Raw genomic sequence first — 26582 nt, forward strand, 5'->3', positions numbered from 1 at the left:
TTTTGTTTATTTAATTATTTCCGGTTTAAAAAGAACTTTACCATCGGGTTTTATCTGCCATGCGGTGATGGGGTTCATATGGTAGCCGCCCATATCAGGCCCGCGTGCTTCAGCAAGCTGTTTTAATGTTGGCTGTATATACCCGGTTTCATCAGTTACGCGGCTGAGTATTTCGGTTGCCGCTCCGTTCCAATTCCAAAGATATCTAAAGTAGGTATGCGCCTTACTTAGTACCGGCTCCTGCAAATTTGCCAACTCCCAGGTTTTGCCTCCGTCTGTGCTAACTTCAACTTTATCAACCTTTCCCCGTCCGCTCCAGGCAATGCCCCTTATTTCTATCCACCCGCTATTTACTTGTTGTGGATATGACGGATAGGTGATGATGGAACGCGCGTCCATCTCGAAGCTGAACATGCGTATCTTGTCTTTAACCGGATAAGTATATTTTGAGGTGTCTTCACGCGTCATGTACGGCTCGTCTGATATTTCAATCCTGCGAAGCCATTTTATATTCATATTACCCTCGAAGCCGGGTAACAGCAATCGGATAGGATAGCCTTGTTCCGGGCGGATAGCTTCGCCATTTTGCGCATATACTATCATCGCATCGTCCCATGCTTTGGCGATGGGGATAGTGCGGGTCATTACAGCGGCATCCGAACCTTCGGCCAAAAACCACTTAGCTTTGGCATCCACGCCAGTCTCACGTAATAGGGTTGAAAGTAATACCCCTGTCCATTCGCTTTGGCTGGTTAAACCCAATACGTCCTGCGGGGTTAGGTCTTCTTTTCCACCCCTGAAATTACCTGCGCATTCTATAAAACAGATGCGCGAAACGGCGGGAAATTTTTTCAGATCGGACACAGTAAATTTCATAGGTTTATTTACCAAACCATGTATCAACATCTGGTGCTTTGCCGGATCAATTACGGGCACACCGGCATGATGGCGCTCATAGTGCAGGTCTGAAGGTGTTATTGTACCATACGTATCCTGTAACGGCGTCCGCGATGATATGTCAGACGGTTTACGTACAGGCTGCTCAAATGCCGACCGTTTGCCCACAGCACTTGGACCTGCCCCGGGTGACTTAGTTGGATCATCTGTAATACCAACGCTTTCTGTTCCCGCATTATGAGCCACTGCCTTGTTTATTGGCAACGCTACGGCACCGGCAATAATGCCGAGCAATGTTCTCCTATTGATTTTATGAGAAGTTTGTTTTTTATGTTTTTCCATCACTTAACTTCCGGGCCTCCTTCGCGGTTATCCATAATAAATAGTTTTTTTGCAGGCATAACTACCTTTGGAAGGGTTTGAGCGTTTATTACGGTGTTGTTCTTGATTATTTTATTTGCGTTTAAAAGATAGGCTGTTAAACTGTAAACCTCATTGTCTGTTAACGAACCGGGCTGGTTGTAAGGCATTGCTCTTCTGATATAATCAAATAACGTTGTGGCATATGGCCAGTAATTACCAATTGTTTTTGGGCGACTTGTCGCCAAGGTATCTCCAACCAATGCTGCGCCCAAAAGCTTTTCGTCAGGTGCCTGCCTGCCACCTGCACCATGGCATACAGCGCATTTTAAGGTATAGATGGTGCTGCCTGTTTTGGCATCGCCTTTTCCGGGCGGCAGGCCTTTTCCGTCGGGCCTTACGTCAATATCCCAGGCTGCTATCTCAGCAGGAGTGGCTTGCCTTCCAAATTCAAAGCTGGCCGGCCATTTTGTTGTATCGGCTTGAGGCAGTTGAATAGCTGACCTATTGTTATCAACAATAAGAGCTGAAAAAGCCATTATTGACGGAAACGTAAGCGCAACAAATATTTTGCTTTTCATTGTTAGTTGTATTTACCGGCAACCAATGTGCTCTTTGGTAGCGTATATTTTCTATCATACCTGTCTAACACCACATAAATGGAGTCTTTCTTCTCGTTAACTCCCGATAGAATAACTCTTGAACCGTCAGTAGTTTCATATTTCAATATCATGCGGTTACGCTTCGTTTCACGCGCCGGTACAGCAAATTCACGGTCCCTGCGTGCAGACCATGCCCGTTTATCTATCATGTGGTTTTCATCGCCTACGTGTTTCCATGCCGCGTCACTTATCCACTTATCTTTCTTTGCTTTTTCGTCCTTTTTATCGGTATTACCTCTTCCTACGCGCCGGCCGCCACCTCTTGAGGCTACAGCATTTTTATCCTGAAGATAAAGTACATTATCTACAGTATCGGCATAGTAATGATAGGCGCGCTGACCGCCGGCTACACCGCTTATCTCAAATGTGCGTTGGATATCGCGCATTGGGCTGCCGCCGCCGTTTGATGGGTCTATCAGTACTGGCTTATTCACCCGAAAGGTTAGCGTGGTCCAGTTCTCAAAAGTTGCCTCCTGCCATCTAACCGAGTCAAGCGGGTTGTAAGGTATTACTTCACCATTAATTTTGAACTCGGTAACCCGGTAATTACCTCTCAGTTTTTTTACACCTGCGGTTGATGGTTGCTTGTAAGGATCATACTTAAAATTGATCACTTCGGTATAGGTGAGTACACCAAAGAAAATAATGAACGTAAGCGCTTTTAAACCAACGCGCGTATATTTAAGCCATGGCTTTCTAAAATCCGGATAAATTTTGTGTGGTACCGTGTATTTTTCGCGTATCAGTAAGTTGTATAAGTCAGGCACATCATCCGCGATCAGGAAGAGGCTTAAAAAAACAAAGTAAAAAGCATAAACGTGTACGCCGCCATCATAAGCATAGTTAACAAAAGTGATATCGCCTAAAGCAGCAGCAAGTAAAATAGCCCCATATGTGGTTGTTTTTCTGAAAAATAATAGTGCTCCTGCAACAATTTCTACAACACCACCAAAAACCTGATACCAAGGCACAATGCCTACGGATAGCCAATAAATTTTTTGTGTGGTGAAATCGCCGAAATTGGTATTTAACAAGCCCAACGACGGGTAAGGCATTTGCGTAGGGAAGAGCTTGGTAAAACCAAAGCCTATAATACCTATACCTGCTCTGTAACGTACTATTACCCTTATCCAGTAGTACAATATATCATATGATTTGCTTTTGCGATCAACCAAGGTCCATATTAAGCCACCTATTACACCTATCAACAAGGCTATCCCCCAGTCAATATAATCTAATAGCCAGTGCCTTTCCGGTGGGAAAACTTCTGATTGCGCAGTATTGTCTTTTTTCTTGGTTAAAGATGATTTAGCAAGCGTTTTGTCCATAGAATCAACAGACGTGCTGTCATCGTGATTTGCGCGCCTGCCTGAGTGTTCTGCATTATTTTGATTCGTTTTTAGAGTTTTAGATTTTTTACCGTCTCTTTCTCCGCCAGAGCCTGGAGCGTCTGCAATGTCACCACCGCGCTGTCCGCCGAATAACGACACGAAGCTGGGTTGAAAACGCGCAATATCATACAGGTCGCGGTAATGCGGACGCAGCCAATTTAGCGTGAAAACGTTTTTATACCAACTGCCCGAAAAAGGAATGCACATGGCCAGCAGGAATATAAACAGCACGCGGAAGCCAAATTTTTTTGACGCCGACCATGGTTTTTTTGCTTCGGTAACTTTACCTGTTGATCCAGTATTTTCTGAATGGTGTTTATTTATAGACATAACAGTAATTTTAACTGTGATTGTTAAAGTTTGAGTGATTTACGGCGACTAAGCTGCACTGGATATTTTTTGTCAATTTTATTGAGCACCACATAAATTGAATCTCGTTTTTGATCAACTCCTGTGAGGATGATGGTTGCTGTATCAGGCCGCGTATAATGCAGTATCAGTTTATCGCCTTTATAATGGTGGTTTTTGTTTTCCAATAAAAGCACATTGTTAACACTATCAATTTTGTAACTGTAGTAATGTCTTCCTGCCGTGCCGGCCGACTCATAGTTGCGATCATGATCTTTGTTGAATATTTGCTCGTAATTGGCAGAATCTACCACTACTGGCGTGTTAGTGCGTATACTTATGGTTGCCCATTTCTCAAATACCACGTCTTTCCACCGAATAGGATCGGTAGCGGAGTAGGGTAGGTCCTTGTTATTGATCTTGAACACGCTTACATTATAAAGGCCTGCTGCCGATGTTAAGCCAGGCGTGCGCGGAAACTGGTAGGCATCTTGCTTAGCGCCTGTACTGGCTTTGAAGCCATATAGTAACACGAAGAAGAATAGTACAAACGCTTTGCCTGCAATCCTGATTGGCGCTAACCGACCGGGCAATGCAGGCTTGAATTTATTAGGTAGTGTAGGGTGCTCAAGCGACAGAAGATTATAAATTCTTAAAGCATCAAACCATAAAACAAACAGCGCTAAAACAATCAAATAGAAGGCATAAACATATTCGCCACCCTCATAGGCCAGGTTAGAGATGAATACGTTGCCCGTAAATACCAATATAATAGCAGCGCCAATAGTTGCGGTTTTTCTGAATAGTAACAGCAAGCCGGCTAATACTTCTACTCCACCTAAGAAAGCTTCGTAACCAGGTACAATACCTAAACTCATTGAGAATATTTTCCAGTCGGTAAAATCGCCATAAGCTGTGTTGAGATTGCTGATTGAAGGGAATGGCGATTGTAGCGGGAACACTTTAATAATACCATAACCAATTATGCCAATAGCTAACCTGTAACGTGCTATTACTCTCAGCCAGTAATACAACTCATCGTAATTGGCATTTTTGAATTTTGAACCTGCCCAGGCAAACGAACCTATTAAAGCAAGTACCGCAACTATCAGCCAGTTGATAAAGCTGTCGGGCCCCGGAATAAATTTTGGTGACAAACGGGTAATATTAAATATATCGCCGTAGTTGATATGCAGCCAGTTAACACCAAAAATAAACTGAAAAAGATCAACGCTTAACGGAAGCGACAGGAGCGCAAAAAAAAGAAAGACGAAACGAAAGATGGTTTTTTCTCTCTCTGTCCAATGTGATGTTTGTTGTGTATCAGTAATACTCATACGTTTAATTAATTGAAGTTTTTTGACGCCGGGGGCAGATTCGAACTGCCGTAAAAGGTTTTGCAGACCTTAACCTATCCGCTCGGTCACCCGGCTATTTTAAAAAGATCACTTAAGCCTTACTCAAGTGATCTTTTTGTTATTAGTTGCTGGCGCTGTTTGCACTTCTGTTAGTTGCTTTAGGTTGCTCTTTTATTACTTCTCTTTTGGCCAGGTCATACTTTTGACCGGCCCTTAGAAAGAAGAACGGACCGTTTGATGCCGTAAAATCTTCACGGTTGTTAACTACATGTTTATCGCTGTTGATGATGTTGGCATGATCATATATCGCAACGAACGAAGCGCCCAGAACTTGCAAAGTGTCGCGTTGTACCAATACTGCTGTAGCTTCATTGAGGCCAAGACCAATCAGATCAGGAGATTTACGAATAAAATCTACCAGGTCAAACTGGCGGTTACGAACCAGCAAGTGCTGATCAATAGCTGAGTTTTTAAGGAAACCCAATCCCTGCGTATGATCGCCAACTAAAATATGAGCACCTCTGGTATCACCTCGCCATAAGAATGATCCCAATATTGAAGCTCCCGCCGAACTGCCTGCAATTACCCCACCGCGGTTAAGCACATCAATAAAAGCCTGATGGGTAAGCGTATTGAGGTAAGAGTCGGCAATGCGCCATTGGCGGCCACCTTCAAAGTAAACGCCGGTAGCATTTTTTAAAGGAGCAATAAACTTCTCGCTGTTGGCTTCTTTCAGGTCGTTGGTGTGCAGTAGCGTTACGTTTTTAGCACCCGTCTGCTTCTTTACCTGTTCAACACTGCGCGTATCAAAAGCTGCTGAATCTCCTGATGCAGTAGTAACCACTACCAAAACAGCTTTGTCTTTGCCGCCTGCCAGTTCGGTAAACTTATCCCATATATCTTTTTGCGAACCTACGTTGCCGCCAATTATGAGCAGGCTGCCTTTTTCAGGTCCGTGCCTTGTATCTGATTTTTTAACAGTTATTGGCGATCTCTGGGCAAACCCGGCATAACTCAATGCCGTTGCCAGTATAAAAATGCTTAGTCTTTTCATGGTGATATTGTTTTAATAGCCTGGATTCCGGTTGTTACCTGCTAATTGCGGGTCAACCAGCGTTTCGTTATATGGAATAGGGAAGAGGTACAAATGCTTGTCTGGTAGGGCCAAAACAGTTTGTGCACGGTCTGTTCTCACCAGGTTGAACCAACGGTCGGCTTCAAACGGAAACTCAACCTGACGCTCATTTTCAAGCGCTGTTAAAAATTCGGGTAGGGTGGTGGCTGTGGTAGCGCCTACACCTGCACGAGTTCTAACCGCATTCAGATCTGACTGTGCGCTGTTAGCGCCAACCAAGTTGCCTTGATAAGCCCTTGCTTCTGAGCGTATGAGGTACAATTCTGATATCCTGATCACGTACGCAGGATCTGTACCCAAAGGGTTACGATAGTAAAGTTTGCCATACCATAAGTTGCCCGGAGGCGCAGTTTGCGCAATTAAAGCGTTACGGTTTCCACCAACAGCCGGATTGTTAAGCAAGGCTACCAAGGCATCGTTTGGCGACCACTCCCTGCGGCCACCCAGTGCCGGTGGTAACCACCAGTTGCTGTGTCCGTTGGTGTTTGATGTGGTATAAGCTAATTCTAAAACAGACTCGTTGGTAGTTACAGCGTTATTGGCAAAAAAAGCGCTGTAAGGTGTTACCAGTGAGTAATTGGCATTGTCGCCAATTACAGCGGTTGCAAATTGCTCCGCTAATGCCCAGTTTTTTTGGTAAAGGTAGAAACGTGCTTTCAGCGCCTGTACCGTTCTGAGTGTAATCCTGTTACGGTTTACGCCTGTTGGTACCAATGTTTCAGCAGTGTTAAGATCTTTTAAAACCTGCGCATACGTATCATTAAGACTGCTACGTGGTATACCCGCATTATCTGTCGAGGCATAAGTTGGTTTTAAAATTAACTGAACGCCACCCCAGCCACGTGCAAGGTCAAAATAGGCCAGGGCACGCACAAAATAAGCCTCACCAAGATATTGGTTTTTTACTGCTGTTGTTAAAAGGGGGTCTGCAACCCCCGGCACCTTATCGATAATATAATTTGCTTGCGCTATTGTACGATAAATAGCTGTCCATGCCGACTGAACATAGCCGTTAGTTGCTGATGTTAAGTGTTTCGTTATCTCATTTGGGTCGCCCTGAGAACCTGACCATTGTATATCTCCGGCAGATAAATAAGATAACGCAGGAAAGTTTGACCCGTAATACCCATTTGCACCCAGCAAATTAAACAAGCCGTTGACTGCGGTAGCAGCTGTACCGGCGTTAATGATAGCCTGTTGTTGGTCTACCTGTTGCTGCGGCTGCACTTCCAGAAACTTCTTGCACGAACCGAATACGAAAAGTACTAACAGCGAAAATATGTATGTTATTTTTTTCATGATTTTGCTTATTGATGTTTAGAAAGTAATATTGGCACCTACCTGAACAGACCTTGGTACTGGCGGGGTTCCAAGGTCATAACCTAACACTGTTTGTGATGATGACACATTGATCTCAGGGTCAGGACCTGTGTATTTTGTCCATAACCAAAGGTTGGAGCCGCTTACATAAAGCCTTACAGACGACAGTTTAGCCTTTTGAGCAAGGGCTTTTGGTAGGTTGTAACCAAGCGTGGCGTTGCTTAAGCGCAGGAAAGATCCATCTTCAATGTTACGTGTGGTTGGACTAATGGTATAGTTCTGACCATAGGCTGTCAACCTTGGCAAGTTGGTTATATCGCCAGGTTTTTGCCAGCGGTTGAGCTGGTTAGCACTCATAGCCCTGTTGGCATCACGTGTGCCGCCACCTTCTAAAAAGAACTGGTTGTTGTTGTAAACTTTGTTGCCATAAACAAAGCTGAAGAATACAGACAGGTCAAAACCTTTGTAGCGGAAACTGTTGGTTAAGCCACCATTAAATTTAGGCAGTGCGTTACCTACCGGAACAATGTCGTTGGCATTAATTACACCATTTTTGTCTGCATCTTGATAAACTGCATTGCCTGTTTGCGGATCAACGTACAATTGCTTGTAGGTGTAAAAGGTGTACATTGACTGGCCCTGAACCATGCGTTGTGCAGCATAAGCGGCAACAACCGGAGTAGGCAGCTTTTCAATTTTGTTTACGTTGCGTGATATGTTGAAATTGGTGGTCCATCTAAACTCACCATCAAGGTTAACGCTTGACACACTTAGCTCAACTCCGCGGTTACTGATCTCGCCGGCATTGGTTAATATGGATGAAAAACCCTTGCTTGAAGGCAGCGGCAAATTCAATAATAAATTGCTGGTATATTTATCATATACATCGCCTGTTACGGTTAAACGGTCATTGAATAAACTCAAGTCGAAACCGATATTGGTTTGCCGGGTGCTTTCCCATTTCAGATCAGGATTGGCGAGTTGAGAAGGTATAGTTCCCGGGTTATTGAGATAGTTAGCACCTGCTCCCCATAAACCTCGTGATGCAAAATCATTTATACCGTTTTGGTTACCGGTTACGCCAATACTTCCGCGTATTTTTAAATCGCTTATAGCCTTCACATCCTCCAGGAAGCTTTCTTTTTTAACTCGCCATGACAATCCCGCTGATGGGAAGTAACCCCACTGATTATTGGTACCGAAGCGAGATGAACCATCAGCCCGAATGCTGAAAACAGCGTAGTACTTTGAATTGAAATTATAGTTTGCGCGGGCAAAAAATGATGATAATTTGTAACGCGACTCCGAGGCTGATGCAGTAGTTGTAGCAGCCGACGCTATTTGCTGAAATGAGTCATTCGGGAAATTGGTGCCCTGGGCCAGCGTTTGGCTGGTTACTGATCCTTGTAATGAATTACCTACCAACACACCAAATGAATGGGCACCAAAAGATTTGGTGTAGTTTAGCGTTTGTTCGTTAGTCCAAATAGTATTGTTGCTTACACTTGAAGTACCCAGGTTTTTATTGGCTATACCCAAATTGGTTAAACTATTCCAGTATTGAAATTCGTTGTACTGGTTGTAGTCGACACTCCAGCTGGTTTTAAAAGTGAGGTTCTTTGATATTTTGACTTCGCCATACAGATTGCTGATCAGCCTGTTGCTCGTACTGTTCATATTGGTGTTGTTCAGCAGTACGTCAAGGTTATCAAAGCCGGCCCATTTAGCAGGGCTGCCATCAGCATTAAACTCAGGTAAGTAAGTTGGCGTATGTAAAGCCGACTGAAGAACACCGCCCTGAGGGCCATCACCAACACGCGCATTTGTTCTGTAGGTTTGGCTTAAAGTGTTGCTTGTACCAACAGTTACATAGTCGCTTATTTTTTGATCAAGGTTGATCTTAAAGGATGCGCGCCTGAAGTCATTAGTTTTTAAGCTGGCTTGTTGCTTATTTAAGCCGGCACCTATATAGTAGGTGGTTTTATCATTACCGCCAGACAATGACAAGTCGTAATTCTGTAGATAACCTGTACGAAAAGCCTTATGTAAACGGTCATACGTGTTCTGATCCTGCGGCAATCCCCGTGGCGCAGGCGAAGCTGTAGGATTGTCAGTTAATGCCCTGAATGGCTGAAAGCGATAGGTGGTAGCAGGCGCAGTTCCGTTAGTATTTGCAATAGCAATTGCATCGGCGTTAGAGTTTCTGTAAAACTCGTTGATCAGTTCGGCATGTTGCGGACCGGTAACCAGATCCCAGAGTTTTGGCGCCCATGCGCCACCAAAATAAGTGCTTAAGCTAACTTTGGGTGCAGTATTATACTTGCCACGTTTGGTAGTTATAACAATAACACCATTGGCAGCCCGCGCACCGTAAATAGCAGTTGCATCAGCATCCTTTAAAACAGTAATGCTTTCTATATCATCCGGATTAATATCAGATAATGGGTTGTTGGCCTGCCCCTGAGTGGTGATGCGTTGCTGAGATCCGCTATTAATGTATACACCATCTATTACATATAATGGATCATTACTGGCATTGATTGAGGTAGTACCACGAACGCGAATAAACATACCATCGCCGGGAATGCCGGTAGACGTGCTCACCTGTAAACCGGATGCTTTCCCCTGTAATTGTTCAGCAAAGGTTGCAGTTGGTTTATTACGTACCTCATCAACCGCTATAGTGGCTACAGAACCGGTTAATGATTTACGCGTTTGTGTTCCGTAACCTACAACAACAACATCATTTAATTGATTAATAGCTTCTTTGAGCCTTATGGTTACAGGGCTACCATCAACCGCAATTTCTTTCGGCTCATAGCCAACGTAGCTTACAACAATAACAAAAGGTAGTTTTTGCGCAGTGATCAATGTAAACTTTCCGTTCACATCAGTACTGGCACCATTCGTAACACCTTTTATGCGTACAACAGCTCCTGGCAGGCCAATTTTTGATGCAGAATCGAGCACAAAACCGTCTATTTTTGAGTTTCCTGGCGGTACATTTTGCGCATGCGTTTTATTGGAGAAGGTTAGGGCAGATAAAATAAAAACAAAACCTAACCGTATAATGGTTTTCTTCTTATGGATAAATATGTCCATATTTAACAAGTTTTATGTTAATGATTAATTCATTGCTAAGACTGGGAATGAGTATCAGTGAGTGATTGCCGTTACGTAACTGATACTCATTGTGACCGGCGAGGCGTCCTTGCCGGTTTATTTTTATTTTAATTTCAACACATAATCTGAGTGTAATAGGGGTTTTGGGATCTTTATAAGTAGCTGGTCTGTTACTTAGATTAACAGCAGCATAAAGCCATCGCGTTTAGCTCTGGCGACATTGTGAACAATTTCATGTTCAACGTAGGATGGAGTACTTTAAGTAGCATCATAATATATTGTAGTGCAAACATAAATTTTATAATTAAGTCTACCAAATCTATAGACAAAATTATTTTTAATTATTTTAACAAGAAAGGGGGCGAAAACTATCTGCGCTTGAGTTTTTCAACGGAATGGTGCTATATAGCAAATATAAAACTGGCGGGTGTTTAACCGGGTAAAGTGCTTGGCGGAAGATCTTAAGATGCTACAGTTGCCTGCTTAATTGGCTGTTTTTATTAAAATGGGGGATAATAGTAGACACAAGGGTTATATAGCAGCGTACTATGAGCCGAACAGAATGACCGTGCCTAACGCGTTTATGGTTAGCAGTCAGGATATTTAATGTAGTTAACATGGAAACCACCAATGCATAAAATATAATTTTCCGTTCTTAATTGAAAGATTAATGTGCCGTCAGATATGTTGTTGGCATCTTCTCTTAGTTGTAATACTTGAAGTTTGCCCTGATCGGCAACGTCCATTATGCCTATGCTTTTAGCGGCATTAGGAAATATTCTGTGCAAATTGGTAAGTGTTGTAACGAGTGCAAAGGTGCCGTGGCAGACCTGCCTTTGCTATTGATTTTTGGTTGGAAAAAGTTAAAGTTTTGCATTGCCGGTAGTCATCAATAGACTAATGCTCGTATTTTATCATAATATTTGATACAATATGGGCACACCATAATTGCACATATCAATCAAGGTGATGCTTTACCTGTATTCAATTTTGTTGTTATGATCTTTTAATCGTTCTACCACTTTTCCAGTAATTGATAAAAGGCTGGTTCTTCTAAACAGATAACTTCCATATTTAAGGCATTTCAAGAGGTTTATAACCTGTCATTAGATCAATGTTTTTAATAAGGTCTCTTATGGTTGCTCTTATTTCCGCATTGCCGCTGCCGTTTTTAGTTTTCTCTAAAAAGGTTTGAACATTTATTTTGAATTTCGAAACATCATCTTCGGTAATAGATAAGCGTTCCAGTGCCATATCTAATCCGTTCAGTTTTTGTGTAAGCCATTTTCTATCTTTAAATAAAGCAATATCAGCGTCGTGACTTGCTATACCATTAAGACAGGCTCTTATTGTAGCTTTCATTAATGAGGTTTTAGGTAAAATAAATAATAGAAACTATCGATTTTATCAAATATAGCGAATGGCTCTTGGGAACAGAAGGATACAACAAATAATTTGTGGTTAAGAACATTTGTAAAATGTTGTCCTATTGTTGTCCTGAAACGAAAAAAGGCACTTAGTGTCTTTCACCTAAATGCCTCATTTTCAAGTACGCGAGGAGATACAGCTTTCTGAACACTTTATTGAAGATTTGAAATTAATTTCCGGTTTAATGGACCCGAAATAGGATTTTTTTAGCAGAGCGGGAATCCGTTACGGACGGATTTTGGGTCATTAGATTTGAAAAGAAATGGATCGTAGATTGGAAGTTGAGTGATTTGTGCGTTTAGTTACTATTCTCGCTTTTTGAATGTGAGCTTAGGCAAAATGATCATGACCTGATGTTGAGCGCCTTCTTTTTGCCACCAAACCACATAATTAACTGTGGCTTCTTTTAGGTTGAAGTTTTTAGATTTTAAGGACACTACCTTTTCCATGAACTGCCTGGAGAATCTGAGTACCGGATAACCATTGCTTTCCAGATATTCGTCGCCCCGATATTGCAAGTTATCACCTGCTAATAATTTAGCGATCTGTGGTTGCACATTGTAGAAGTGATTGAGCTGAACATCTTTATGTGTCAGGTGCATGGATAGTTGATCAGCAGGCGGGTTTTGTCCTGTTACCTCTGTTCTATGCATACTCGTGGTTTGGATATGATCGAAATGCCCACTGTTCAAGTGTATCGTCAAGCTATGTTTAGCCCTTGTGATCGCTACATAAATTTCTCGTTTTTGCTGTTCGCTGATCATGTTCGTTAGCCCATCCAGCATAAGAAACAAATTGTCAAATTCTCGTCCTTTAGCTTTGTGAATGGTTGAAACAAAAATGGTTTCAGTATCACGTTTATAAAAGTCTTCTAAATGCGACTCGCGAATAAAAACATCAAGGTCCGACCGATATTTCTTTTTGGAATTCACAGTCTCGAAGTCTGTTATCAACTGTTCCAATATGGGCCAGTTTTCACTCTTTGCAAACTTTGTTTTAACTGACCTTTTTGCGGCATCCCAGACTTTGTCTGGTATTACGGGAATGTCATCTGTGGTATCCAACTGATCAATAAAGTATTTGATCTCAGCCAGATTGTGAATTGCGAAGCCGTCGTTAGAACGAATAAGTTTAGCCTTTAGCCCATGTCTTAAAAGCAATCCAGTTATTTCTTCAGCTTCGTTGTTATTATGAGTAAGTACGCACGTGCTGCCAGCTAAGGGAGTGTTTACGATTTCAGTTACCGTCGGCACTATCAAACTGTCGCTTGTATACCTGAATATCTTTATGATCCCATCATCAGCTTGTTGCGCCACTATCGGAGCGTTTTTTAATCGCCCTTGTAAGCATTTGACGAATTGATTAGCGAACTCCACAATGTTTTTCTTGCTGCGGTAATTTTCGGTCAATTCATAAATTTTACCTCCATCTAGTGCAGCTAAAGTTTTGAGATGTTTGGAATCTGCGCCGCGGAATTCATAGATATTCTGGTCGTCGTCCCCAACAGCTATTACCCGCATATCCTCATTTTCAGCCATTAGCGCGCTTACCAAATTGAAATTATCCTCGTCCATATCTTGGGCCTCATCTATCACCAATACGGTCTTGGTGATCCTGTTCGGTTCAACCTCGTTACTTTTTATCTTTTCAATAGTTCGCTTAATGATCGTATCAGCTCCATCAATACTTCCAACTTTGCCCAGCAGGTCAAAGCAATAGGAATGGAAGGTTTTTATTTCGATGAAGTTGGCCGCATTACCCACCAATTTCAATAAACGCTTTTTAAACTCAGTTGCAGCCGCACGCGAGAAGGTGAGCATTAACAATTGCTCATGCTTAACATCTTCCAGCATCATCAGCGATGCCAGTTTGTGCACCAATACCTTGGTCTTCCCACTACCGGGCCCGGCTGCAACCACAATATATTTCGAGGTTTTATCGCTAATAATAGCTGATTGCGTTGGCGAAAGCTCGCCGATAAGCTCTCTGTATTTTGCCGGTGTAAGGTTCAGGCTTATCTCTTGTTGCCTGCTGCCCTTAAAATATTTGTTTAGGAACGATGGATAATTGAGTCGGAAATAGTCGTCAACAAACTGCAGGGCTCCTACATAGTCGTCGATCATCTTTTGCGCGTATTCGCCAACAATGTGTATTTGCTGGGTACGGTTCTGATAAAATTCGTCAAGCTTTTGATAATCGTCCTCTTTGTATTGGATGCGGGTATTCTGTTCAATCCGTTCAATGGTCAGCCGGTTGTAAACGACTAAAAATCCGCCCTCTATCTTCAAAGCTTCTATGCGTGACAAATAAAACAGGGCATCTTCAATGTCATCAATAGTAACTGGCCTGCTAAAGAATTGTAATTGTTTCTGATATTCTTTTTGTAATTCCTGAATGGAGAACTCGATCAGTATTTCTTCCTTGTAGGTTCATCGGTCTTAATGGTGTTCGCCTTTTTATACAAAAACTCGACAATAAAAACAGACAGTGTGTGTCGGTTTTCGAATCGTTCTTTTGTCAAGTCGGCAGGTTGTTTAGCCTTGGCCTTAAAATAGTCTTTAGAACGGTTGGAATTGGTGCGGTCTATCCAGTTTTTGATAGCCCAAAAGTTGATGATCGTTTTGATTCTGTTTGGCGATACATCGCTGCACCCGGCTGCCTCTAAACTTTCATTCAACTCTTTCAGGTTAAACACTCTGTCATATTCATCAATAAAGTTCAACAGGCAACGCTCTATCGCACCAAATGAGTTGACCGCCTTCAATGAACTGGTTTTAGCTTCGCCACGTTTTATAAAGGCGGTTAGGTCAAACCCATCGGCCAATATTCGTTCTTCACGCAATAAATTGACAATTCTGATCACGTCATCCCGTGCCATGCCTAAGTGATCGCTGATATAATCGACGCGCGATTCGGCAGCCTCATCACTTGATAGCCGTTTGCTTTTGCTCGAAAAGAGCTTTTTAATGATTCTGACCGCCATCCCCTTTTGTTTTTCAGAGAAGCGTTCAGATCGCATAATCTTGTCAATTGCTTCTTGCGCATTTTTCGACTGGATGCTATTGGCAAAAACACGCGGCTGATTCTGCCCACGCTTAAGGTAGCCGGCATCTTCAAGTGCGGCGATGGCGGTTGTTACCCTTGTTTCCATATTGTCCACACTGTCATCCCAACCTGCCTTTCGTGCAATCTCTAAAGCTGAGTTGGACATTTTATCCCGAAAACGGGTAAGACTTTTGATGGTCCTCCATATTTGCTGTATTTCCTTGATAGATATCTTGGTTTGACTAAGCATGATGAAATGTTTGCTCAGGTCTTCTTCATTAAAAAGCACATAGCAATCAGCCTCAATATTTTCATCACGTCCGGCGCGTCCAGCTTCTTGTACATAGTTTTCGAGCGAGTCCGAAATATCATGATGGATGACAATACCCACATCCTTTTTGTCCACGCCCATCCCAAAAGCAGATGTAGCCACGATAATACCTACTCTCCCCGAAAGAAATGCATCTTGATTGGCTACCTTTTCCGCGGCATCCAATTTGCCGTGGAATGCCCTGGCGTTCAAACCATCGGCCGTCAACCGTTTTGCCAGGTTTTCGGCCCGTTTGGTACGCGACACATAAACGATGGCGGGCCTGTCCTGTTCCTCTATCAGTTCGCGCGTCGCCTGATATTTTTCTTCGTCGCTACCTTTAGCTAAGACTTTATAGTGCAGATTGGTACGCGACGCGGAAGACGTAAATCGATCTAAGCTCAAATCCAGTTTGTCTTCAAAGTATTTACAAATGTCTTCAATAACCTGTGGTTTGGCCGTAGCTGTAAAGCAGGATACCGGTATGGGATAAGTCAGCTGTTTGGACTCGCGAATCAGTTTGATCATCTCGCCGATGTAAAGATAATCCACCCTGAAATCCTGTCCCCATGATGAAAAACAGTGGGCCTCGTCTATCACGAACCGCGCTATCTTGCGGCTTAACAACAAACGGTATATGGTGGGCGATCTTAACGATTCAGGAGATATGTAAAGCATACAGGCAGAACCATCAGCTACGCGTTCGATAGCTTTGCTACGTTCGATCGGGTCGAGCAGGCCGTTGACGGTCACTGCTGTGGTAATACCGTTCTTTTCCAAGTTATCTACCTGATCTTTCATAAGTGATTGCAGTGGCGATATCACTACAGTAAGGGCGTGTGCATTTTCGCCAGCGAGCAAGGCCGGCACTTGAAAAGTAATGGACTTGCCACCACCGGTAGGGAAAACTGCTATGAAAGATTTGGAGTTGATAGCAGCGTTGACTGCGTTTAATTGCAATGGCTGACCGCCATATTCACGAAAGGAACGATAACCAAAATAACGGTCTAACGCACGATGTGCATCTAACGCCTGGTCACAATAGGGGCAACCTGTAACGCAGGGTTTTTGTCGCAATAAAAACATTAAACGCTCTACTTCCTTAAAATGAGCCAATACCCAACCCGGAGTTACAGAAGCAGGTTCGCTTGCATTGATTAATGATAGGCAATAAGCCAGCTCTATGGGCGTACGCTGTACAAATAGTTCAACATCAGCATTATTGCAAATGCGGTTACTAAATAGCTTTCGAATCAGCGTTGCTACGTCACCCTCTGCTTGGTAGTCGAGATATTTAAAAAATCCGCCAAAACGATCATCGTCGCCGACAAGGAGGTATAGCAGCCGTTTTATATCTTCATCTAAATCCTTAAATATGGCTACCTCATCGTAAAAAAGGTCTTGGGCCTTTATGGCGTCATTCAGTGGATTGTTAAGTTCGTCGGTTTGTAACTTGTCATCTTTAAGTAGCGCATGGTAAGGTCTGGACGGAAATAGTAATGGCGACAAGTACAAGGTATCAATAATATTGTTATTGCTGATGCCAGCCTTTTCAATGAAACTGCCGATATACTTCAGATCGTGCTGGGTAATGAAATGCCCGCAAATGAACTGTGTGCCTCTCAGAAAGTCAGTCAACTCAACACCAGAATTTTTATGGAATTTTGCGCCATCGTTTCGGATCGCCCCAATGTCCTTAACCTGCTTGGTTTTAGGTGCGACTTCGGTATCTATAAAGGCAATTGTATTCAAGTTTGCGGTCGGTTCTTGGTATTGTCTATACCTCTCGGCATAAGTTTTTTATGCAAGATAGTATTTTTGATAAAACGCTTCAAGTAGATCGTAAACAATAGAGCAGCGACGACTGGAAGCACGACGCTTAAATAAAATCAACACTTTCGTATTAATCTTGGAACGCTTATCCCAATTAAGTACGAACAATTTTCGAGGCCATTTTCTGCGTGTGGCGGGGTTACATTTTAATATTAGTAGCGATGGGAAAGGATATATTGATAAGTAGCGGCTTTATTATTAGTGCATTTAAGAGAAATTATTGATGTAAGCCGTAAGTTAATATAACGAATATTAATTGCTTATTGTGGGAGAAGTTAGGTTGGATGGACTTTGCATAAATGATAATATTTATTTGGTAAGTTTGACAAAACCTTGTCGAATATGCCTCCAACTATTCAGCGTGTCCGGGACGAAAAGCGTGTAATAATTGATTCCAGAGATTATCCAGCGGAATTAATTCGAAAGTTTATACCGAAGAAACTGTACAAGTACCATACTGTTACGAAATATTTTCTTGAAGGCTTGACTAACAATGAGCTTTGGTTTTCGTCACCATTGGATTTTAACGACCCCTTTGATTGTAAGGTGAACTTAAAATTCGGCAACGATCAGAAAGCTGTTAGAAAAAATTTTGCAAAGGTATTCCCAGCCGAACGCTTTAGTGAAATTGTTGATATTGACAACTTTTACCAAAAACTCCTCGACAAGCCGGAGATGTTTCAATACCTACTAAATGAGACAACTAAACTGGCATTTGGCGACCAACTCGGTGTTTGTTGTTTTTCCGAGAACCGGGACCACATTCTCATGTGGTCGCATTATGCGGGAAATCATGCTGGTGTGTGTTTACAGTTTAATGGCGCGAGACGCGGCCTTATACATGACAATATTTTACCTGTCAATTATTACGATAAGTACCCCGTGATCAAACTTTCTAATTATAAAAGTGATGAACTTAAAACTTTCTATTTCCAAGCTATTTGCTCCAAATCTGATCATTGGGACTACGAATTTGAATGGCGCGCGGTTGTAGTAGGAGGCCGGAAAACTTATCCATATAAACCAACTGATCTAACAGGAATTATTTTTGGAGTAAATACAACCAAAGAGGATTTCAGCAAGATTGATACCATCATTCAAACGAATAAGTTGGATCATGTTCAATATTACCAAGCAGAAATGAGCGAGAAAGCTTACAGATTGAACATAAAAAAAATCGACAGATAGTTTATAAAATTTGCAATGCAAAAATAACCCTTTAGCTTGCATCGCCATTAAGTAGCTTTGTGACAACCAGTTGTTAATCCTATTGTTTCGGTACTTTGTACCATAAATATTATTACCGATGATCTGTTTTATCGTGTTCAGGATATTTTACAAGGTCGTACCAAGGTGTTGAGATTACAGGCCGTAAAAATCAATGAGTGTTTGCCATTACAGGGCTTTATTGAATGTGCTATGTGTGAGCGGCAATTAACGGCTAGTGCATCACGCGGCAGGAAAGGTGGGTTTTATTATTATTACCATGCGCAGCATTCCTATGGCTGTGGTTGTCGGTATAAGGCTGATGAAGTAAATAAACTGATTATAGAGGAACTGGTAAAATTCGTTCCTAAGCCTGGAATGGCTGAATTATATAAGATGGTTGTCATTGATGTTTACAAAGGGTTTAGAAACAGCGCAGCAGATGGACCGAAAAGTATTACGGATCAAATCGCTGTCATTCACACCCGGATGGCGAACGCCAGGGAAATGTTATTTGATGAAAAGCTGGAGCCGGAAGACTATGCGTTGATGAAAAAAGAATGTGATGAAAAGCTAAAAAGGCTGGAGGCAGCCTTGTCGGACCTGAAGATACAGAAATCGAACACGGCAAGTATAGATAGCATGGTTTTAAAGGCTGTAAAGGCACTTTCTAGGTTGGAAAGTATATATGAGGACGGGAACGCTATCATGAAAAGAACCTTGCTGGGTTCGATATTTCGGGAGAAATTGCAATTTGACGGGAAAAGTTATCGAACCCGTCGAATCAATGAAGTAGCGATGTTAATATATCAGATAAACAATGAGTTAGGGCAAAAAAGAAACGGGAAAGATCGCGAGCCATCGCGTCTTTCCCGTTCAGTACTCAGAGCGGGAATCGAACCCGCACTCCGTTTACGGGAACAGGATTTTAAGTCCTGCGTGTCTACCAGTTCCACCATCTGAGCAGGTGTTAACCTTTTAAAAATAAAACCCCTCTGTTTGATCAGAAGGGAGTTATTGGAGCGAAAGACGAGATTCGAACTCGCGACCCCGACCTTGGCAAGGTCGTGCTCTACCAACTGAGCTACTTTCGCATTGGTGTTTCCGTGTCTGCGTTTCTGCGTTGCGGTGTGCAAATATAGACAGAATTGAACATCCCGCAAGGAAAAAATAAACTTTTTTTTAATGTTTTCATAACTCGCTGGCTTTCAAAATATCTAAAATCAAGTCGGCCTCAAAACCACGGCTCAAAGCATATTGCTGCAGCTTGTAACGGCGTTTATAGCCATCTTTTTCTTTGAGCAAAACTGCTTTTTTTTCAATAATGGTCCTTAAAGTTACTTCGTACGCATCGGCATCAATGGTATTTAGCGCCTTTTTTATCAAAATATCAGGTACTCTTTTGAGCTTCAAACCTTGTTTAATTTTGATCTTACCCCAGCCTTTCTGCCTGAATTTGCCGGTTGCATAAGCTTTGGCAAAGCGTTCTTCGTTTAAAAAACCTTCTTCTATCAGTTTAACAATAATGTTTTCAACTGCGGCCGGCCAGAGCCCCCAATCATATAATTTATCTCTAACCTCCTGTTGCGAGCGCTCTTGATAGGCGCAGTAATGCCCCGCTTTTTCAAGCGCTAACTTCTCATCTATAATTTTTTGTTTTTTTGGAACGTCCATTAAAACCAAAATTGCCAAAAATTTCTTCTATTGCCGGGAAATATAAGCAAATTAGCATCTACTTATGCTCAGCAATCAATACTCTATTCAGCAGGTTAAAGATATTATTAAAGCCGATGGCGACATTATCAACGATGATGCTATTAGCATATTACTTACAGATAGCCGCCGTATTACAAACGCAGCGGATGGCTTGTTCTTTGCGTTAAGCGGACGGCGCAATGGCCATGCTTTTATTGCTGAAGCATATGCTGCCGGTGTACGCAATTTTGTGGTTAAGCAGGGGCCGGAAATTAAATTGCCTTCGGCCAATTTTTTAATTGTTCCGGATGTTTTGACTGCCTTGCAGCAATTGGCTACCTATCATCGCGAAAGGTTTGATCTGGAGGTTATTGGCGTTACGGGCAGTAATGGTAAAACCATTGTTAAGGAGTGGCTCTACCAATTGTTCGCTATTGACAAAAATGTAGTGCGTAATCCAAAAAGCTATAATTCTCAGATAGGGGTACCGCTTTCTGTTTGGCAGATAACCGAAAAGAACGATCTGGGGATTTTTGAAGCAGGCATTTCTATGCCGGGAGAAATGGGCCGGCTTAAAGAAATTATTAAACCTTCAATTGGCGTACTTACGCACCTGGGTCCTGCGCATAACGAGGGTTTTGAAGACTTTAAAGACAAAATACGCGAGAAGCTAAAGCTGTTTGTGGGTTGCAAATTGGTTATTTACAACTATGACCAGGTAACGCCATTTAAGGATGAAATTGTGGCGGATAAATGCTTCACCTGGAGCCGTACCTTCCGCCAGGCCGACCTTTATGTATTTAGCGAGACGGTTATTTCCAAGAGTTATTATCTGCGCGCTATATATAATGAGCAGGAAATTGAGTGCCTGGTGCCTTTTACAGATCAGGCTTCTGTTGAGAATGCTGTAACTTGCTGGGCAACTATGCTGGCAATGGGATGTTCGGCAGTGGAGGCAGATAAGCGCATAGAACGGCTTAGTGCGGTTAGTATGCGTTTAGAACTTAAAACAGGTACTAATGACTGTTCTGTTATTGACGATAGCTACAACTCCGACATACAATCTTTAGAGATAGCGCTTAATTTTTTAAATCAGCAAAATCAGCACAAAAAACGAACACTAATCCTGTCTGACATTTTCCAATCAGGTTTGCCGGAGGATGTGTTATACGCTCAGGTGGCAGATCTGGTAAAGAGTAAAAGCATAGACAGATTTATAGGGGTAGGCGAAGCCTTGATGAAAAGGCAGGAAATGATACAGTTGGCGGACAAGCATTTCTTCGCCGATACCAACGCCCTGTTAGCTCAACTACAAAACCTCAGATTCAGGGACGAAACCATCCTGATCAAAGGCTCCCGCAGTTTTGAATTTGAGCGGATAAGCAGGTTGCTTTCTCAAAAAAATCATGAAACTGTGATGGAGATCAACCTCAATGCTTTGCTGAACAACCTCAACTATTATAAGGCTAAATTAAAGCCCGGCGTTAAAGTGATGGCAATGGTGAAGGCTTTCTCCTATGGCAGTGGCACTTTTGAACTGGCCAATATGCTGCAATATAACAAGGTTGATTATTTAGCCGTAGCCTATGTAGATGAAGGTGTTTCCTTACGGCAAACCGGTATAACAGTACCTATTGTGGTGATGAATACCGAGTATTCGGCTTTTGAAAAAATGGTAGAATACAAACTTCAACCAGTGATGTACAGCTTTGCCTTGCTTGACGAGTTTGTAAAATACGCGCAACTTAACGAAGTATCATCATATCCGGTTCATATTAAGATTGATACCGGTATGCATCGGCTGGGGTTTGAGGACTTTGAGATAGATACGCTATGCGATATGCTGGAGATCAACAAATACATTCGCGTAACATCTGTGTTTTCTCATTTGGTAGCAAGTGATGCTGCTGAACATGATGGTTTTACCAGTATACAGATAAGTCGTTTTGAAGCTGCTTTCAAAAAAATTGAGGAGGCTTTGGGCTACACCGTTATTAAACATTTGTGCAACACCTCCGGCATTACCCGCTGGCCAGCTGCACAATATGATATGGTGAGATTAGGTATTGGTCTCTATGGTGTTGATGCGGCTATTTCGCCTACCGATAATGGTTTACAACCCATAGCAAGTTTAAAAACAAGTGTATCGCAAGTGCGCAAAGTTATTGCCGGCGATACAGTTGGTTATTCGCGCAAAGGCATGATGGCCGACAACGGCAAAATTGCTACGGTGCGTATAGGCTACGCGGATGGATATTTGCGGGCGTTTGGCAATGGTGTTGGCAAAATGCTGGTAAACGGTAGCTTGGCACCAACCATTGGCAATATTTCAATGGACATGACCATGATTGACGTTACAGGTATTCCGGTAGAAGAAGGTGATGAGGTAATAATATTCAACAACGTTTATCGCATAGAAGAGCTCGCTACGCAGATTGGGACTATACCTTATGAAATTTTAACTAATATTTCACAAAGAGTAAAAAGGGTGTACTTTTACGAATAGAAATATTCGGAAAAGAAATGAAGAAGGTTCTTGGTGCGCTGTTAAATTATTTTCTGAAAGGCGTTATCGTAGTTGTACCCATTGGTGCAGCTATTTTTCTCATTTACTGGGCCGTTTCTACTATTGATAACGCCCTTAATATTAGTGAAGTAATTCTCGCCGACAGCAAAACCGGTAAGCCTATACATATTCCGGGGCTGGGTATCCTGAACGTTTTTGTGCTGATCATGATAGCTGGCGTGCTGGTTACCAATGTGGTTACTGATCCTATTAAAAAATGGTTTCACCGTTGGATCAATAAGTTGCCGCTGTTTAAATTTCTATATTCTTCCATAAAAGATCTCACCGTTGCTTTTGTAGGCGATGAAAAAAAATTCAGTGAAGCGGTAATTATAGAGGTGAATGAATTTGGCTTGAAAAAGATCGGTTTTTTAGTTCAAAAAGATCTGACAAAACTTGGGCTGCCTGGCGAGGTAGCGGTATATCTTCCAATGTCGTACTCATTTGCGGGACAAGTGGTTATAGTAGCGGCAGACAAAGTAAAACCAATTGATAAAAACGCTGCGGATATGATGAAATTCGTTATTTCGGGAGGGGTAAGTGGTCTGGAGTAACCGCGCTGTTTTTTCTCCCCTCGTACTTTTTAAATATTCTTATTAAAATAAACAGGGCTATTAACACCATTCCTGCACCTATAGCGTAAGAGAAGCCAGGGAAATACCACGTGTCTTTATTGTTGGTAGAAGCATAAAATGTATAACCAAACAATAGCGGACCAATAATAACACTCAAACTTTGTACAATAGTAATGGCCCCCTGCAGTTCACCCTGCTCGTTTTTGTGAACGCGCTCTGTAGCGAAGGCCTGTAGTGCCGGGCCGCCTATACCGCCAAGGCAATAGGGGATCATAAATACATACATCATCCAACCTTTATTGGCAAAGGCTATAAGTATCAGCCCGATAGCGTAAAAAATAAATCCGGCTATAATGTTTTTTTGCTGACCGAATTTAGGTATTGTATACCTTATTAACCCACCTTGTATGGCTGCCAGCACTACACCTATAAAAATGCCGAGTGTACCAACGCTTTTTATTGTCCACTCAAATTTTTCAAACAAATAAAATGACAAAAGGTATTCAACCGACTTCTGTGCCGTGTAAACCAGCGTTAGTACGCTAATCAATCCGCCAAGTTCAGGGTGGCGTTTAAATATGTTTACTAAGGCGCCAACAGGGTTAGCCCTTTTCCAGTTAAAGCTGCGGCGATGTTCTGGTTTTAATGATTCGGGTAGTACAAAAAAGCCATACAATGCATTAAAAAATGCAAAACCGGCTGCCGCTAAGAACGGAAATTTAAGATTAAGGTCACCCAGATAGGCACCCAACCCGATACCGATAATTAGTCCGAAGCCTGAAGCGGCTCCCACTAATCCGAAGTTGGCAGCGCGTTTGTCACCTGTACTGATATCAGAAATGTATGCTGTAGCCGTGGCGTTGCTGGCACCAGCCACACCCGCTATAAAACGCCCTACAAACAGCCAGGCGATAGTAGGTGCGAAGGCCATAAATAAATAATCAATACTAAAGCCCAGTAAAGAGATAAGCAATACCGGCCGGCGCCCGTATTTATCGCTTAAACTACCAATAACTGATGCAAACAGTAATTGCATGCTGGCATAAACAAAGTTGAGCCAGCCGCTGTATTTTGATGCCGTACTCACATCAATATGGCCAAGAGTTTCTAAAAGCTTGGGTAATACAGGCACAATAATGCCTAAACCCAATACATCAATAAAAATGGTTATGAAAATAAAGCCAAGCGCAGCCGACCGCTTTTTAGGTTTGTTATTGGATGTTGAATCGTGGTCGGGCGTTAGCAGTTCGGGCATAATTGTATAAAGTGCTGAAATTAAATTATACCAATAACCATTAAGTTAACTTAGTGTTTCTTTTAAAACTCCTTATTGCTAAAAGAGCGCCTGTTAACATTACCAAAGAACCGATGGCGAACGGCGCCCCTGGGAAATGTAAATTGCCGGGAGTTGTAAAAACATGAAAGGCTTCTGTCATTAACAACGGTCCAAATATTGAGCTAAGGCTCATTAAACCGGTTAAGCCGCCTTGCAAGTTGCCCTGTTCATTGGCTGGTACGCGGTTACTCATGTATCCTTGTAAAGCAGGCCCGGCTATGCCACCTAAACAATAGGGCACTAAAATGGCAAACATCATCCACCCCTTAGTAGCGAAAGCGAATAGCAACAATCCTGTAGCATATAACAATAGCCCGATCCATATAGCGCGCTCTTCGCCTAACTTTGGTAATATTACTCTGATAAGTCCGCCTTGTACGGCGCCGATCATTAGGCCCACAAAACCAAGCGAGTAACCCACCCAGTCTTCGTTCCATTTAAACTGGTACATGGTATAAAAGGTCCATACGCTTTGAACAGCCTGTGCTCCAAAATACACCAGGAATAATACAACAGCTAATCCTAATACAGCATCATATTTACGCAATTGAAAAACAGAGGTAAACGGATTTATCTTTTTCAGATCAAGCGGACGGCGGTTCTCTACAGGTAAAGATTCCGGTAACGTAAAATAACCATATATAGCATTTATAAATGCCAATATACCAGCTGCGATAAACGGATAATGCATGTCATATTTACCCAGTATACCACCAATAACAGGGCCTACTATAAACCCCACGCCAAACGCTGCGCCCACCATGCCAAAGTTTTGGGCGCGTTTTTCTGGTTCGCTAACATCGGCAATGTAGGCAGTTGCGGTTGTAAAACTTGCACCGGTAATACCTGCCACAATACGTCCTACAAATAGCCACGCAATAGTTGGCGCAAAAGCCGAAAAGAGGTAGTCAATACCAAACCCAACTAACGAACATAGCAGCACCGGCCTGCGGCCAAACCTGTCGCTTAAATTACCTATTAACGGCGCGCAAGCAAACTGCATTATGGCGTAAGATGCCGTTAGCCAGCCTGCGTAGGCAGAGGCATGGCTCAGATCGCCATTAATTAGGTGAGCTATCAATTTTGGCACCACCGGAATGATAATGCCCAAACCTGTAACATCAATTAATAGCGTGGCAAAAATAAAACCTAACCCGGTTTTCTTCTGCGTTTTAGATAATTCCATTGGGCGCCAAAAATATTATATCCAAGCGGTTTAACGAAAAAAATAAATACAAACCTGCTGTTTTATAATAGCTTAGAAGTTTGGCTTCAATACATACTTGTTGTAGAAACGGAAAATGTGTTCTGTTGCTTCTTCAGCCGTATCTACCAAACGGTATAAGTTCAAGTCATCCGGATGAATGTTGTGCTCTTTCTCTAACATATTTTTGGTTACCCAATCAAACAAGCCTCCCCAGTAGTCGGTACCAACAAATACAATCGGGAAGCGGGCTATCTTGCCTGTTTGTATCAGCGTCATGGCTTCAAAAGCTTCATCCATAGTGCCAAAACCGCCGGGCAGTACAATAAATCCCTGCGAGTACTTCATGAACATTACTTTGCGCACAAAGAAGTAATCAAACTCTAACAGCTTATCGCGGTCAATATATTTATTATGAAATTGCTCAAAAGGTAGTTCTATATTTAAACCTACTGATTTACCACCGGCCTCGTAAGCGCCTTTATTTGCAGCTTCCATAATACCGGGCCCGCCGCCCGATATAACACCGTAACCGCGTTCGGTTAGCATACGTGCTATATCTTCGGCCATTTGATAATAAGGATGATCTGTTTTTGTACGTGCCGAACCAAATATGGAAACACATGGGCCAATTTTAGCCAGCTTTTCAAACCCATCTACAAACTCAGCCATTATTTTAAATATCTGCCACGAGTCGCTAACCTTTATTTCCTGCCAGTTTTTGTTATCAAATGCTCTTCTTAATTTTTCTTCTCCTGTCATAGCTCTCTTTAACCTTAATTGTTGTGTG

At 42.4% G+C, this 26582-nt stretch carries 18 protein-coding genes, 3 tRNA genes and 1 pseudogene; 4 read left to right on the plus strand and 18 right to left on the minus strand.

Annotation, left to right across the window (positions count from 1 at the left end; translation table 11 throughout):
* Window positions 1-6: 6 nt before the first annotated feature.
* The 12 genes from soxC to CLV57_RS18550 all read right to left on the minus strand — a co-directional run bounded on the left by soxC (window position 7) and on the right by CLV57_RS18550 (window position 17129).
* Entirely contained in the window at window positions 7-1239 is a 1233-nt protein-coding gene (gene soxC, locus CLV57_RS08340) for a sulfite dehydrogenase (RefSeq protein ID WP_100340849.1), read from the minus strand.
* On the minus strand, window positions 1239-1838 hold the full coding sequence (locus CLV57_RS08345; RefSeq protein ID WP_100340850.1) for a c-type cytochrome: 600 nt from the start codon (window positions 1836-1838) through the stop codon (window positions 1239-1241). The genes soxC and CLV57_RS08345 overlap by 1 nt, the downstream gene beginning before the upstream one ends.
* A 2-nt stretch (window positions 1839-1840) precedes the next feature.
* Window positions 1841-3640: an MFS transporter gene (locus tag CLV57_RS08350; RefSeq protein WP_100340851.1), complete on the minus strand. Its 1800-nt coding sequence runs from the start codon at window positions 3638-3640 to the stop codon at window positions 1841-1843.
* Between the two features lie 23 nt (window positions 3641-3663).
* A complete protein-coding gene (locus CLV57_RS08355; RefSeq protein WP_100340852.1) occupies window positions 3664-4995 on the minus strand; it encodes a hypothetical protein in 1332 nt (443 codons plus the stop codon).
* 25 nt (window positions 4996-5020) lie between these two features.
* Window positions 5021-5091: transfer RNA gene (locus CLV57_RS18350), tRNA-Cys, on the minus strand.
* Window positions 5092-5137: 46 nt separating this feature from the next.
* Window positions 5138-6070: a cyanophycinase gene (locus CLV57_RS08360; protein WP_100340853.1), complete on the minus strand. Its 933-nt coding sequence runs from the start codon at window positions 6068-6070 to the stop codon at window positions 5138-5140.
* Between the two features lie 12 nt (window positions 6071-6082).
* A complete protein-coding gene (locus CLV57_RS08365) occupies window positions 6083-7450 on the minus strand; it encodes a RagB/SusD family nutrient uptake outer membrane protein (RefSeq protein WP_100340854.1) in 1368 nt (455 codons plus the stop codon).
* 18 nt (window positions 7451-7468) lie between these two features.
* The gene (locus tag CLV57_RS08370) at window positions 7469-10573 is read right to left on the minus strand and encodes a SusC/RagA family TonB-linked outer membrane protein (protein ID WP_100340855.1); all 3105 of its coding nucleotides are present in this window, start codon (window positions 10571-10573) and stop codon (window positions 7469-7471) included.
* Window positions 10574-11181: 608 nt separating this feature from the next.
* Window positions 11182-11382, minus strand: a complete 201-nt coding sequence (locus tag CLV57_RS08380; RefSeq protein WP_100340857.1) for a hypothetical protein — start codon at window positions 11380-11382, stop codon at window positions 11182-11184.
* A 286-nt stretch (window positions 11383-11668) separates the two neighbouring features.
* Window positions 11669-11956: a hypothetical protein gene (locus tag CLV57_RS08385; protein WP_100340858.1), complete on the minus strand. Its 288-nt coding sequence runs from the start codon at window positions 11954-11956 to the stop codon at window positions 11669-11671.
* A gap of 371 nt (window positions 11957-12327) precedes the next feature.
* Window positions 12328-14328, minus strand: coding sequence for a UvrD-helicase domain-containing protein (locus CLV57_RS18545; RefSeq protein WP_211290037.1), 2001 nt, complete (start codon window positions 14326-14328; stop codon window positions 12328-12330).
* A 101-nt stretch (window positions 14329-14429) separates the two neighbouring features.
* The gene (locus tag CLV57_RS18550) at window positions 14430-17129 is read right to left on the minus strand and encodes a RecQ family ATP-dependent DNA helicase (RefSeq protein ID WP_211290038.1); all 2700 of its coding nucleotides are present in this window, start codon (window positions 17127-17129) and stop codon (window positions 14430-14432) included.
* Window positions 17130-17552: 423 nt separating this feature from the next.
* Between CLV57_RS18550 and CLV57_RS08395 the strand changes: the two genes are divergently transcribed.
* Together CLV57_RS08395 and CLV57_RS18745 are read left to right on the plus strand one after the other, a co-directional pair.
* Window positions 17553-18398, plus strand: coding sequence for a DUF2971 domain-containing protein (locus CLV57_RS08395; RefSeq protein WP_100340859.1), 846 nt, complete (start codon window positions 17553-17555; stop codon window positions 18396-18398).
* A 165-nt stretch (window positions 18399-18563) separates the two neighbouring features.
* Window positions 18564-18758: pseudogene (locus CLV57_RS18745) on the plus strand (recombinase zinc beta ribbon domain-containing protein); the annotation flags it as partial.
* A gap of 538 nt (window positions 18759-19296) precedes the next feature.
* Here the strand turns inward: CLV57_RS18745 and CLV57_RS08400 are convergent.
* The 3 genes from CLV57_RS08400 to CLV57_RS08410 all read right to left on the minus strand — a co-directional run bounded on the left by CLV57_RS08400 (window position 19297) and on the right by CLV57_RS08410 (window position 20090).
* Window positions 19297-19381, minus strand: a tRNA-Leu gene (locus tag CLV57_RS08400).
* A gap of 53 nt (window positions 19382-19434) precedes the next feature.
* Window positions 19435-19510 (minus strand) — tRNA-Gly (locus tag CLV57_RS08405).
* 97 nt (window positions 19511-19607) lie between these two features.
* A complete protein-coding gene (locus CLV57_RS08410; protein WP_100341347.1) occupies window positions 19608-20090 on the minus strand; it encodes a regulatory protein RecX in 483 nt (160 codons plus the stop codon).
* A 64-nt stretch (window positions 20091-20154) separates the two neighbouring features.
* On the opposite strand from CLV57_RS08410, the gene CLV57_RS08415 reads away from it, so the two are divergent.
* A complete protein-coding gene (locus CLV57_RS08415) occupies window positions 20155-22617 on the plus strand; it encodes a bifunctional UDP-N-acetylmuramoyl-tripeptide:D-alanyl-D-alanine ligase/alanine racemase (protein ID WP_100340860.1) in 2463 nt (820 codons plus the stop codon).
* A 17-nt stretch (window positions 22618-22634) separates the two neighbouring features.
* On the plus strand, window positions 22635-23231 hold the full coding sequence (locus tag CLV57_RS08420; protein WP_100340861.1) for a DUF502 domain-containing protein: 597 nt from the start codon (window positions 22635-22637) through the stop codon (window positions 23229-23231).
* Here CLV57_RS08420 and CLV57_RS08425 read toward each other — a convergent pair.
* The 3 genes from CLV57_RS08425 to CLV57_RS08435 form a co-directional block, all read right to left on the minus strand.
* Window positions 23200-24507, minus strand: coding sequence for a TCR/Tet family MFS transporter (locus CLV57_RS08425; RefSeq protein ID WP_100340862.1), 1308 nt, complete (start codon window positions 24505-24507; stop codon window positions 23200-23202). The two genes, CLV57_RS08420 and CLV57_RS08425, sit on opposite strands and share 32 nt — an antisense overlap.
* 40 nt (window positions 24508-24547) lie before the next feature.
* Entirely contained in the window at window positions 24548-25774 is a 1227-nt protein-coding gene (locus CLV57_RS08430; protein WP_100340863.1) for a TCR/Tet family MFS transporter, read from the minus strand.
* Window positions 25775-25846: 72 nt separating this feature from the next.
* Window positions 25847-26554 (minus strand): LOG family protein, encoded by a 708-nt coding sequence (locus tag CLV57_RS08435; RefSeq protein ID WP_100340864.1) that lies wholly within the window; start codon window positions 26552-26554, stop codon window positions 25847-25849.
* Between the last annotated feature and the right edge of the window lie 28 nt (window positions 26555-26582).

This window comes from Mucilaginibacter auburnensis (genome assembly GCF_002797815.1).
Lineage (GTDB): Bacteria > Bacteroidota > Bacteroidia > Sphingobacteriales > Sphingobacteriaceae > Mucilaginibacter > Mucilaginibacter auburnensis.